The organism is Pseudomonas sp. C 49-2, from assembly GCF_003970195.1.
Classification (GTDB): Bacteria; Pseudomonadota; Gammaproteobacteria; order Pseudomonadales; family Pseudomonadaceae; genus Aquipseudomonas; species Aquipseudomonas canadensis.
In genome coordinates this window covers 105,559-118,005 of sequence record NZ_RXYG01000001.1, presented here as the reverse complement: position 1 = coordinate 118,005, position 12,447 = coordinate 105,559, and the positions used below count along the sequence as shown (strand labels likewise).

The following is a 12,447-nucleotide window of genomic DNA, read 5'->3' as shown; positions in this document are numbered from 1 at the left end:
TCATGCTCAGCAGAAGCTAGATGTCCCTCAGTCGCGTCTCGGTCACCGCGGTGCGCAATCTGCACCCGGTGACCTTCTCCCCCTCCCCTCGCATCAATATCCTCCACGGCGCAAACGGCAGTGGCAAAACCAGCGTGCTGGAAGCCATTCATCTGCTGGGGCTCGCCCGATCCTTTCGCAGCGCTCGCTTGTTACCGGTGATTCAGTACGAGCAATTGGCGTGCACTGTGTTTGGCCAAGTCGAACTCGCTGAAGGTGGGCACAGCAGCCTGGGGATATCCCGTGATCGCGGCGGAGAGTTCCAGATTCGCATTGACGGGCAAAATGCACGCAGTGCTGCGCAGTTGGCAGAGATCCTGCCGCTGCAATTGATCAACCCCGACAGTTTTCGTCTGTTGGAAGGTGCACCAAAAATCCGCAGGCAATTCCTCGATTGGGGAGTGTTCCACGTGGAACCGCGTTTCATGGCCACTTGGCAGCGCCTGCAGAAGGCCCTGCGGCAGCGGAACTCATGGCTGCGGCATGGTACACTTGACGCCGCTTCGCAAGCGGCCTGGGACCGGGAACTGTGCCTGGCCAGCGACGAAATAGATGAATACCGCCGTGCCTATATCAAAGCCTTGAAACCAGTCTTTGAACAGACCTTGAGTGAGTTGTTGGATCTCGAGGGTCTGACGCTGAGTTACTACCGTGGTTGGGATAAAGAACGTGAGCTGAGTGCAGTGCTCGCGACGTCCTTGCAACGGGATCAGCAAATTGGTCATACCCAGGCCGGACCCCAACGGGCTGATTTGCGTCTTAGATTAGGCGCTCACAATGCCGCGGACATCTTGTCCCGTGGCCAGCAGAAGTTGGTGGTGTGTGCACTGCGTATCGCCCAGGGCCATCTGGTTAGCCAGGCCCGACGCGGACAGTGTATTTATCTGGTGGATGACTTGCCGTCAGAACTCGACGAGCAACACCGCCGCGCGCTATGCCGCTTGTTGGAAGAATTACGCTGCCAGGTGTTTATCACCTGTGTAGACCACGAATTATTGAGGGAAGGCTGGCAGACGGAAACGCCAGTCGCTTTGTTCCACGTGGAACAAGGCCGTATCACCCAGACCCACGACCATCGGGAGTGAAGGCATGAGCGAAGAAAACACGTACGACTCGACCAGCATTAAAGTGCTGAAAGGTTTGGATGCCGTACGCAAACGTCCCGGTATGTACATTGGCGACACTGATGACGGTAGCGGTCTGCACCACATGGTGTTCGAGGTGGTCGACAACTCCATCGACGAAGCTTTGGCCGGTCACTGCGACGACATCAGCATCATCATCCACCCGGATGAGTCGATTACCGTGCGCGACAACGGTCGCGGTATTCCGGTAGACGTGCACAAAGAAGAAGGTGTTTCGGCAGCAGAGGTCATTATGACCGTACTCCACGCCGGCGGTAAGTTCGACGACAACTCCTATAAAGTCTCCGGCGGTTTGCACGGTGTGGGCGTTTCGGTAGTGAACGCACTGTCCGAAGAGCTGATCCTGACTGTTCGCCGCAGCGGCAAGATCTGGGAACAGACCTACGTTCACGGCGTTCCACAAGAGCCGATGAAAATCGTCGGCGACAGTGAAACCACCGGTACACAGATCCACTTCAAGCCATCGGCTGAAACCTTCAAGAATATCCACTTCAGCTGGGACATCCTGGCCAAGCGTATTCGTGAACTGTCGTTCTTGAACTCCGGTGTGGGCATCGTCCTCAAGGATGAGCGCAGCGGCAAGGAAGAGCTGTTCAAGTACGAAGGCGGCCTGCGTGCGTTCGTTGAATACCTGAACACCAACAAGACTGCGGTCAACCAGGTGTTCCACTTCAACATCCAGCGTGAAGACGGCATCGGCGTGGAAATCGCCCTGCAGTGGAACGACAGCTTCAACGAGAACCTGTTGTGCTTCACCAACAACATTCCTCAGCGCGACGGCGGTACTCACTTGGTGGGTTTCCGTTCGGCACTGACGCGTAACCTGAACACTTACATCGAAGCCGAGGGCTTGGCCAAAAAGCACAAAGTCGCCACCACTGGTGACGATGCACGTGAAGGCCTGACCGCGATTATCTCGGTAAAAGTGCCGGATCCTAAGTTCAGCTCCCAGACCAAAGACAAGCTGGTGTCTTCCGAAGTGAAGACTGCCGTTGAACAGGAGATGGGCAAGTACTTCTCCGACTTCCTGCTGGAGAACCCGAACGAAGCCAAGCTGGTCGTCGGCAAGATGATCGATGCTGCGCGTGCCCGTGAAGCGGCGCGTAAAGCCCGTGAGATGACTCGCCGCAAAGGCGCGCTGGATATCGCCGGCTTGCCAGGCAAACTGGCTGACTGCCAGGAGAAGGACCCTGCCCTCTCCGAACTGTACCTGGTGGAAGGTGACTCTGCTGGCGGTTCCGCCAAGCAGGGTCGTAACCGTCGCACCCAGGCCATCCTGCCGTTGAAAGGTAAGATCCTCAACGTCGAGAAGGCTCGCTTCGACAAGATGATTTCTTCCCAGGAAGTCGGCACCTTGATCACGGCATTGGGCTGCGGTATTGGTCGTGACGAGTACAACATCGACAAGCTGCGCTACCACAACATCATCATCATGACCGATGCTGACGTCGACGGTTCGCACATCCGTACCCTGCTGCTGACCTTCTTCTTCCGTCAGTTGCCGGAGCTGATCGAGCGTGGCTACATCTACATCGCTCAGCCGCCGTTGTACAAAGTGAAAAAGGGCAAGCAAGAGCAATACATCAAAGACGACGACGCCATGGAAGAGTACATGACGCAGTCGGCCCTTGAAGATGCCAGCCTGCACTTGAACGACGAAGCGCCGGGAATTTCCGGTGAATCGCTGGAGCGTTTGGTAAACGACTTCCGCATGGTGATGAAGACCCTCAAGCGTTTGTCGCGCCTGTACCCTCAGGAGCTGACCGAGCATTTCATCTACCTGCCGGCCGTCAGCCTGGAACAGTTGGGCGATCACGCAGCGATGCAGGATTGGCTGGCTCAGTACGAAGTGCGCCTGCGTACTGTCGAGAAGTCTGGCCTTGTGTACAAAGCCAGTCTGCGTGAAGACCGTGAACGTAACGTGTGGCTGCCAGAGGTCGAACTGATCTCCCACGGCCTGTCGAACTATGTCACCTTCAACCGCGATTTCTTTGGCAGCAATGACTACAAGACCGTGGTGACCCTCGGCGCTCAACTGAGCACCTTGTTGGACGACGGCGCTTATATTCAGCGTGGCGAGCGTAAGAAGCAGGTCAAGGAATTCAAGGAAGCCCTTGACTGGCTGATGGCGGAAAGTACCAAGCGCCACACCATCCAGCGATACAAAGGTCTGGGTGAAATGAACCCGGATCAGCTGTGGGAAACCACTATGGACCCGGCACAGCGTCGCATGCTGCGCGTGACCATCGAAGACGCCATTGGCGCGGACCAGATCTTCAACACCCTCATGGGTGATGCGGTCGAGCCTCGTCGTGACTTCATCGAGAGCAATGCCCTGGCGGTTTCTAACCTGGACTTCTGATCCCGGTAAGCCCGTCAGATTAAAAAGGCCAACGTTTAGACGTTGGCCTTTTTTATTGGGTAAAAATCACTGGTTTTGAAAATGCTCCACGTGGAACATCAACGGATCAGGCTTGGGACGCCGCTGCGACACTTTCCAAGCGGTAGCCATATCCATAGATGGTCAGCAACTGCCAACCCCGATCCGCGGTCAGCCCGAGCTTGTTTCTTAGCCGGTAGATATGCGTATCCAGCGGCCGCGAGGACACCATTTCTTCATGGGTCCAGAACCGCTCGTAGAGGTACTCGCGAGAAAGGGGGCGTGCCAGGTTGGCAAACAGGCAGCTAGCCAAACGGTACTCACGCTCCGTGAGGTTGATCGGTTTGCCCGCGCGGGTCACGGTCAATTCAGCATCATCAAAGGTCAAGTCATTAAAACTCTGCACTTCGTGGGTGGCAGACTTTTGCAGTCCATGCCGACGCAGAACCGCCGTGACCCGTGCTTTCAATTCATTAGGACGGAAAGGTTTGCTGACGTAATCATCGGCGCCACTGTTGAGCGCGGTGACGATGTCGCTCTCGGCATCACGGCTGGTGAGCATGATGACGGCGGGCGGCGACTCCATGTGTTCGCGGGTCCAGCGCAGCAACGCGATCCCGGTGATATCCGGCAATTGCCAGTCGAGTATCAGCAGGTCGAAGGTTTCCCGGCGCAGTTGGCGGAGCAGGTCTTCGCCACGTTCAAAGCAATGCAGGGACCAAGGCTGTTCTGCGGTACTGGGGATTTGTCGCAGTGTCTGTTCCACCCGGCGCAGTTCGGCGGGTTCGTCATCCAGTATTGCGACACGCATGGGTGGGTCCTTTCATTTGAAGAGTGCGGCAGCCGTCGGCCGGTTTTTGAATCTGAAGAATTGTGCGCAGATTCATCGACCCCTCGGATCTCTCTATACGCTGGGATCAATGAGCGGTTGACCCATTGAAAGTCCTCGATACCAATGTGGGAAAGATACCGGCTCCTGACCCTAAGGAAAAGGATCAGCCGACGCATGTGCTGCCGTAAACTCCTGTGCGCTGATGCCCTCTGGAAACCTGACTTTATGAGCGCCATGTTTGTTCCTTCCAATTGCTTACGCCGTGCCCTTCCCTCTTTGTTGATCATGGTGATTGGCTCGGCGGGTGCTGCTACAAAGGTTCGTGCAACTTATATCGACGACGACTTCCTGTGCCGAGCCCAGCCTCTGCCTGCCGTGGTCCAGCATCTCACCGGTGAGGCCTGGAAACTCGACAACCAGGGCAAGGTAACTCCCTTGCTGGAAGGCATGACCATTGATGAACGGGAAGGTGTGAAGACCTCGGCTTCGGCGTTCGTCAGCCTGTTGCTCGGTGATGGATCCCGCGTAGTGTTGCCCTCTGACTCCCAGGTGCGGTTGCGCGTGGAGAAGAAACTGTCGATTCCCCAGGTGGTGCTCGAACAAGGCCAGGCCGAGGCGTATGTGATCAAGCGCGCCAGCGATCATGATCGCTTCCAGATCGTGACGCCGGTCGGTGTGCTGGGCGTACGGGGCACGCACTTTCGAGTGCGCAATGACGCTGAGCGATCGCTGTTGGAAGTGTTGGACGGTCAGGTAGCCGCAAACCGAGAACGGACAGGCGAGATCAAAGTTGACGCCCGCCAAGGTCTGCTCTTCAAAAAACAGGGCGACCTCAATCCCGTGGCGCTGCTTCCCGCACCTAAGCTCATGGGCCAAGACGGCCAAAAAGGCGACGCGCCGGTCTGGAGCTTGTACCTTCGGCCATTGCCCGGCGCCCAGCGCTACCGTGCCCAGGTCGCCACCGACAAAGCCTTTATGAACATCAAGCAGGAAAACTTTTCCAGCGCGCCGAAAATGAGCTTCACTGGGCTCAAAGCCTCGTTCTATCACGTGCGCTTGTCGGCTTACGACGAAAACGGCCTGGAGGGAGAAACCGGGGTCTATGACATCTTCTACTACCCGCCGACTGCCCAGGTACGTTGACCAATGATGCTCTGGGGCAAGGCCGAAAAACGACAACCCACCCATGCCCAGCGCCTGTTCCACGGTCTGGTGCGCGAGTGGTTGTGGATAGGTTTGCTGCTGCTGCCTATCACCGCCTACCTGTCGCTGAGCCCAGGCCTGGCCTTGAACAATCCGTTATACGACAGCCTGCGTCGCCTCGCACCACTACCCGTCGATCCACGTATCCTGCTGGTGACGATCGATGATTCCAGCCTTAAAAAGCTCGGACGATGGCCTTGGCCACGCAGCCTGCACGCCGACCTGATCGACCGTCTGAGCGCCGCGCAACCGGCAGGCATTTTGTTCGATGTGATCTTCAGTGAGCCCGGTGACTCCACTCATGACAAACGCCTGGCCGAGTCGGTCTGCAACGCTGGCAATGTCTTGCTACCCCTGGTGCGTGAAGGTGCTGCGAACTACAGCCAACCGGACACGCAGATGATGCCCCTGCTTAAATGCGCCAAAGGCGTGGGCCACATCAATGTTGAAGCAGACACCGACGGCGTGGTCCGCAGCCTCTACCTGCGTGAAGGCCCGCCTGATGCCACGGCACCGCAGTTGGCCTGGTTGGCCTATGAGATGAGTGGCGAGTTGTCTGAAATGCCGGGCGAGCCTCTGCAATCGATTACTCCGCACTGGCATCGGGAACACGCTATCCGCATCCCGTTTATTGCACCTCATACCCATTTTCCCAGTGTGTCTTACGCCAGCGTACTGCGCGGTGAAGTCGCTCCCGAGCAACTACGTGGTCGTTTGATCTTGGTGGGGTCGACAGCCTCCGGGTTGGGCGATCGTTTCGTCACACCTCTGTCTTCGACGGTGGGCACTACGGCAGGCGTAGAGATCCAGGCCAACGTGCTGAATGGCTTGCTTCAAGGCCGCAGCATCGTTGATCTGCCAGGCTGGCTCGCGGCCTTGATGGCGACCTCGTTGGTCGCATTGCTATTGGGCCTGCTGCTCTATCGCCCGCGCTATGCGCTGTGGATGACGCTGGGTTGCATGGCCGTCGCATTAGTCAGCTCCCTAGCCCTATTACGCCTGGGCCACTGGTGGTCGCCTGCGGCCTGTCTGATCGGCTTGTTGCTCAGTTACCTGATCTGGAACTGGCGCCGCCTCAGTGTGATCCTCGCCTATTTCGGTTGGGAACTGGCGCGGCTGGACAACGAACCCAAAGTCCTGCCTGAACGCCGCCGTGCGCCCGCCAGCAAAGGCGATGTGTTGCAGGCGCGTATCTTTGCCCTGGAACAAGCCGTGAGCCGCACACGCGACACACGGCGCTTCATGGCCGATGGCCTGGAGTGCCTGCCGGTGGCAACCCTGATTACCGACCCCAAGGGCAATATCCTGCTGGCCAACCGCATTGCCCGGGACGTGTTCGGCAACGATCTGGTCAACGAAAACCTGTTGGAGCAACTGGCCGACCTGGGCTACCCGCCGCTGCACAATGGCGTGCGCCCTGCCCTGTCGGTACTGGAACTTGTGGAGTTTCGGGACATCCACCAGCGCAGCCTGCGCATGGAGCTTGCGCCCTTGCTGCCGGCTGAAGGCGATGTCGCCCTTGGTTGGCTGCTGAGCCTGACGGATTTGAGTAAGGAGCGCGAAGCCCAGCAACACCGCGAGACCATGTTGCGGTTCCTCTCTCACGACCTGCGCGCGCCCCATTCAGCGATCCTTGCGCTGCTGGATGTGCATAACGGCGAGTCCCCGGTGTTCGCCCTGATCGAACAGCAGGTTCGCCGTGCCTTGGGCCTCACCGAATCCTTCGTGCAACTGGCGAAAGCCGAGGCTGACGGTTACCAATTCCAACCGACGCTGTTCGCCATGTTGGTCATGGATGCTTTTGACCAGGTGGCACTGATTGCCCAGCTTAAAGGGATTCATTTGGTCCATGACTTGGATGAAGCGGATGAAGGTATGGTCTCTGCCGACCAGTCACTGCTCACACGGGCTTTGTTCAACGTGCTGGAGAACGCGATCAAGTATTCGCCTTCCGGGACGACCGTGAGGTTGGGGCACAGTAGCGAGCAAGGCTGGTTGGAATGCCGTATCAGCGACCAGGGCCCGGGGATTGCCGCGGCGGACTTGCCGGAGCTGTTCAGCCAATACCGTCGCTTCGATTCAGCCCAGGGCAGTGAAGGCCTGGGGCTGGGACTGACCATGGTCAAGGCCGTGGTGGAGCGTCACGGCGGGCGCATCAGTTGCGAAAGCGTGGTGGGCAAAGGCACCACATTCAGCCTTCAACTGCCGCTGTTGGAAGACTGAAAAACGTACTTTTCTGCTGTGCATAAAAAACCGGTCGCAAGAACCGGTTTTTTTAGGCGGAAAAAACTTATGCACCTTTTCCGTGATTTTATGAGCTTGGGAAATATGTAAGTAAATCAGCCTCTTAAAAGACAAAAAAGACGATTCGCCAACAAACCGTGCACAGGTTATCCACAGATGCTCAGATGACCGGCGTGTCGACTACAACCGGCACCGGCGGTAGCGATCCCATGGCCCGTTGCTGGGCTTCATTCCACGCCTGGGCGCGGTCATTCAGCGCGGCGATGGCGCGGGGTCCTTCACCTTCGGCGTACATCGGTTCACCGATCACCACGGTGATGGTGCCTTCGCGTTTAGCCCAGCCGGTCTTTGGCCAGAACTTGCCGGCGTTATGCGCAATCGGCAGTACCGGCAGATGGGCGTTGACCGCCAAAGCCGTACCTCCGCGTGAGAACTTGCCTACCGTGCCGTAGGGCACACGTGTGCCTTCGGGGAAGATCAGCACCCAAACACCATCCTTGAGCAGCTCGTCGCCCTTCTTGGCCACGTGCTTGAGCGCGGCCTTGGGGTTATCACGGTCGATGGCGATCGGACGCAGCATGGCCATGGCCCAGCCGAAGAACGGCACATACAGCAACTCACGCTTGAGCACCTGGCTCAACGGCGAGAAGTACGCCGACAGGAAGAAGGTCTCCCAGGTGCTCTGGTGGTTCGACAGAATCACGCAGGGCTGGTCCGGGACGTTTTCCGCGCCCTTGACCTCGAAACGGATGTTCAGGAACACCTTGGTCAGCCACAAAGCGCAGCGGCACCAGTAGACGTTGATAAAACGATAGCGCGCCTTGAACGGCAGGAAGGGCGCAATAAAAAAGCTCAGGGTGCACCAGAGAAACGAACTGGTGCCCAGCAGCAGGTAAAAGAAAAAGGTTCTGATGGCCTGCAAAATCGACATGGCGGCATTTACCGTTGCGGGACACGGCCCGCCTGCTAAAAGCGCACTCCCGAGCAATCCTTGTTCAGGAAGTCGAGGGCGGCTAGTTGTTGATAAGTTCTGCGGCAACGGCCGCCAGATCGTCAAAAATCAAGGTGCCTACCGGCAGGTTTTTCGCCTGGGTCTTTTCGCCTTTTCCGGTCTTAACCAAAACTGGCTGAGAGTCGACGGCTTTGGCCGCCTCCAGGTCACCGAGGCTGTCCCCGACGAACCATATCCCAGCTAACGGCACCTTGTAATGTTCTGCAATGGTTTTCAACATGCCCGGCTTGGGTTTGCGGCAATCGCAGCCCTCATCCGGCCCGTGGGGGCAATACACCACCAACCCCACCTCACCGCCCTGCTCCGCCACCAACGTGCGCAAGCGCGCGTGCATGGCGTCCAGGGTGTCGATGTCGTAGTAACCACGGGCGATGCCGGACTGGTTGGTGGCGATGGCCACCGTCCAGCCGGCTTTGCTCAACTGCGCGATGGCCTCGATCGAGCCGGGCAGTGGAATCCACTCCGCCACCGACTTGATGTAAGCGTCGGAGTCATAATTGATCACCCCGTCCCGATCGAGAATCAGCAGTTTCAACATGGTCAGCTCAGCGTCGAAATGTCAGCGATATTGACGAACAAGCCGCGCAGGCGCGCCAGCATGGCGTAGCGGTTTTTCCGCACCCCGGCATCGTCGGCATTGATCATCACCGCTTCAAAGAACGCATCCACCGGCTCACGCAAGGTCGCCAGGCGCGCCAGGGCTTCGGCGTAGTTGCGCTCGGCGATCAGCGGCTTCACGGCGTTTTCAGCCTTGGCGATGGCCGAGTTCAGCGAGAACTCCTTGGCATCAGCAAACAGGCCAGGGTCGACTTCTGCGTTGCCCAGGCCTTCGGCCTTGCTCAGCAGGTTCGACACACGCTTGTTCACGGCGGCCAGGGCGTCGGCTTCCGGCAGTTTGCGGAAGGCCTGCACGGCTTGTACGCGCTGGTCGAAGTCCAGCGCCGAACCCGGCTGCAGGGCACGTACCGACAGGTACACCGACACGTCCACGCCTTCGTCTTCGTAGCGCGCACGCAGGCGGTCGAACACGAACTCCAGCACTTGCTCGGCCAGGCCGGCTTGCTTGACCTTGGCACCAAACTGGCCGACGGCGAACACCACGGCCTGGGTCAGGTCGAGGTCCAGCTTCTTGTCGATGAGGATACGCAGCACGCCCAGGGCCGCTCGGCGCAGGGCATAGGGGTCTTTGCTGCCGGTTGGCAACATGCCGATACCGAAGATACCGACGAGGGTATCCAGCTTGTCGGCGATGGCCACGGCTGCACCGGTCAGGGTGGTCGGCAGTTCAGCGCCGGCACCGCGTGGCATGTACTGCTCGTTCAGCGCCAGGGCAACATCGTCTGGCTCGCCGTCGTTGAGTGCGTAGTAGTAGCCGGCAACGCCTTGCATCTCCGGGAACTCGCCGACCATCTCGGTCGCCAGGTCGCACTTGGACAGCAGGCCTGCACGCGCAGCCCAGGCGGAATCGCCACCAATGCGTGGCGCAATGTAGGCGGCCAGCTTGGAAACCCGCACAGCCTTGTCGTAGACGCTGCCGAGTTTTTCCTGGAACACCACGTTCTGCAGGCGCAGGTTGAAGTCTTCCAGCTTCTGCTTCTTGTCTTGCTTGAAGAAGAACTCGGCGTCAGTCAGGCGCGGGCGAACGACTTTCTCGTTACCGGCGATGATCTGCTGCGGGTCCTTGCTTTCGATGTTGGCCACGGTGATAAAGCGCGGCAGCAACTTGCCATCCACATCCAGCAGGCAGAAATACTTCTGGTTGTCCTGCATGGTGGTGATCAGCGCTTCTTGCGGCACGTCGAGGAAACGTTCTTCGAACGAACACACCAGCGGCACTGGCCATTCGACCAGCGCGGTCACTTCGTCGAGCAGGCTTGGCGGCACGATGGCGGTGCCTTCTTGCAGACGAGCCAGCTCTTCGGTGCGCTTGCTGATCAACTCGCGACGCTCGTTGGCGTCGGCCAGCACGTAGGCGGCACGCAGGTCGGCGGCGTAGTTGGCCGGCGAGGTGATGCGTACAGCTTGCGGGTGATGGAAGCGGTGACCACGGGAATCACGACCGGACTTCTGGGCGAGAAGGGTGCAATCGATGACCTGGTCACCGAGCAGCATCACCAGCCATTGGGTCGGACGTACGAACTCTTCTTTACGTGCACCCCAGCGCATGCGCTTGGGGATCGGCAAATCATTCAACGAGTCTTCAACGATGGTCGGCAACAGGCTGGCAGTCGGCTTGCCGGTGATGACCTGGCTGAAACGCAGTTTCGGGCCGCTCTGGTCGATCTCGCTCAGCTCGACGCCACACTTCTTGGCAAAACCCAGTGCAGCTTGAGTCGGGTTGCCTTCAGCATCGAAAGCCGCCTGGCGTGGCGGGCCGTCGAGGTTGATGCTGCGGTCCGGCTGCTGGGTTTCCAGCGCGGTCAGCAACACGGCCAGGCGACGCGGCGCGGCGTAGACTTTTTTCGCGGCGAATTTCAGGCCAGCGGTCTGCAGGCCTTTTTCGATACCGGCCAGGAACGCGTCGGCCAGGGTGTTCAGTGCCTTGGGTGGCAGCTCTTCTGTGCCCAGTTCAACCAGGAAATCTTGAGCACTCATTGTGCAGCCTCCAGCTTAGCCAACACTTCATCACGCAGGTCCGGGGTTGCCATCGGGAAGCCCAGCTTGGCGCGAGCCAGCAGGTAGGCTTGGGCGACGGAACGCGCCAGGGTGCGTACACGCAGGATGTATTGCTGGCGCGCGGTGACCGAGATGGCACGGCGGGCATCCAGCAGGTTGAAGGTATGGGAGGCCTTCAACACCATTTCATAACTTGGCAACGGCAGCGGCTGGTCGAGTTCGATCAGGCGCTTGGCTTCGCTTTCATAGAAGTCGAACAGTTCGAACAGTTTGTCGACGTTGGCATGTTCGAAGTTGTAGGTGGACTGCTCCACCTCGTTCTGGTGGAACACGTCGCCGTAGGTCACTTTGCCGAACGGGCCATCAGCCCACACTAGGTCGTAGACCGAGTCCACGCCTTGCAGGTACATGGCCAGGCGCTCGAGACCGTAGGTGATTTCGCCGGTCACCGGGTAGCACTCGATGCCACCCGCTTGCTGGAAGTAAGTGAACTGCGTCACTTCCATGCCATTGAGCCAGACTTCCCAGCCCAGGCCCCAGGCGCCCAGGGTCGGCGATTCCCAGTTGTCTTCGACAAAACGGATGTCGTGGACCAGTGGGTCCAGGCCGACATGTTTCAGCGAGCCCAGGTACAGTTCCTGGAAGTTATCCGGGTTCGGCTTCAGTACCACCTGGAACTGGTAGTAGTGCTGCAGACGGTTCGGGTTTTCGCCGTAGCGGCCGTCAGTCGGGCGACGACTGGGCTGCACATAAGCGGCGTTCCAGGTTTCCGGGCCAATGGCCCGCAGGAATGTAGCGGTGTGGAAAGTGCCGGCGCCTACTTCCATATCGTAGGGCTGAAGTACCACACAACCTTGCTCGGCCCAGTATTGCTGGAGGGCGAGGATCAAGTCTTGGAAGGTACGCACGGCTGGCGTAGGCTGGCTCACGAAATTCACCTGTTACTTGGGCTGCGATTTAAAGAGCGGGAGTATAC

9 protein-coding genes are annotated in these 12,447 nt (G+C 58.6%); 4 read left to right on the top strand and 5 right to left on the bottom strand.

Annotated elements, in window-relative coordinates:
* The first annotated feature begins 20 nt into the window (after nucleotides 1-20).
* Nucleotides 21-1,124: a DNA replication/repair protein RecF gene (gene recF / locus EJ576_RS00570; RefSeq protein WP_012721452.1), complete on the top strand. Its 1,104-nt coding sequence runs from the start codon at nucleotides 21-23 to the stop codon at nucleotides 1,122-1,124.
* Nucleotides 1,125-1,128: 4 nt separating this feature from the next.
* On the top strand, nucleotides 1,129-3,546 hold the full coding sequence (gene gyrB / locus EJ576_RS00565) for a DNA topoisomerase (ATP-hydrolyzing) subunit B (RefSeq protein WP_017528682.1): 2,418 nt from the start codon (nucleotides 1,129-1,131) through the stop codon (nucleotides 3,544-3,546).
* 106 nt (nucleotides 3,547-3,652) lie between these two features.
* On the opposite strand, the gene EJ576_RS00560 is transcribed toward gyrB, so the two are convergent.
* Nucleotides 3,653-4,375 carry a response regulator transcription factor gene (locus EJ576_RS00560; protein ID WP_028618590.1) on the bottom strand — a complete coding sequence of 241 codons (723 nt, stop codon included), beginning with the start codon at nucleotides 4,373-4,375 and terminating at the stop codon, nucleotides 3,653-3,655.
* Between the two features lie 246 nt (nucleotides 4,376-4,621).
* Between EJ576_RS00560 and EJ576_RS00555 the strand changes: the two genes are divergently transcribed.
* On the top strand, nucleotides 4,622-5,539 hold the full coding sequence (locus tag EJ576_RS00555; RefSeq protein WP_164393864.1) for a FecR domain-containing protein: 918 nt from the start codon (nucleotides 4,622-4,624) through the stop codon (nucleotides 5,537-5,539).
* Nucleotides 5,540-5,542: 3 nt separating this feature from the next.
* Nucleotides 5,543-7,822 carry a CHASE2 domain-containing protein gene (locus EJ576_RS00550; RefSeq protein WP_126569406.1) on the top strand — a complete coding sequence of 760 codons (2,280 nt, stop codon included), beginning with the start codon at nucleotides 5,543-5,545 and terminating at the stop codon, nucleotides 7,820-7,822.
* A 181-nt stretch (nucleotides 7,823-8,003) separates the two neighbouring features.
* On the opposite strand, the gene EJ576_RS00545 is transcribed toward EJ576_RS00550, so the two are convergent.
* The 4 genes from EJ576_RS00545 to glyQ all read right to left on the bottom strand — a co-directional run bounded on the left by EJ576_RS00545 (nucleotide 8,004) and on the right by glyQ (nucleotide 12,400).
* Nucleotides 8,004-8,774, bottom strand: coding sequence for a 1-acyl-sn-glycerol-3-phosphate acyltransferase (locus EJ576_RS00545; protein WP_122730044.1), 771 nt, complete (start codon nucleotides 8,772-8,774; stop codon nucleotides 8,004-8,006).
* 82 nt (nucleotides 8,775-8,856) lie between these two features.
* Nucleotides 8,857-9,393, bottom strand: a complete 537-nt coding sequence (gmhB, locus tag EJ576_RS00540) for a D-glycero-beta-D-manno-heptose 1,7-bisphosphate 7-phosphatase (RefSeq protein WP_016978727.1) — start codon at nucleotides 9,391-9,393, stop codon at nucleotides 8,857-8,859.
* A 2-nt stretch (nucleotides 9,394-9,395) separates the two neighbouring features.
* Complete coding sequence (gene glyS, locus EJ576_RS00535; protein ID WP_126569405.1) at nucleotides 9,396-11,450, bottom strand: glycine--tRNA ligase subunit beta; 2,055 nt, start codon at nucleotides 11,448-11,450, stop codon at nucleotides 9,396-9,398.
* The gene (glyQ, locus tag EJ576_RS00530) at nucleotides 11,447-12,400 is read right to left on the bottom strand and encodes a glycine--tRNA ligase subunit alpha (RefSeq protein WP_003187265.1); all 954 of its coding nucleotides are present in this window, start codon (nucleotides 12,398-12,400) and stop codon (nucleotides 11,447-11,449) included. Before glyQ ends, glyS begins: the two co-directional genes overlap by 4 nt.
* Between the last annotated feature and the right edge of the window lie 47 nt (nucleotides 12,401-12,447).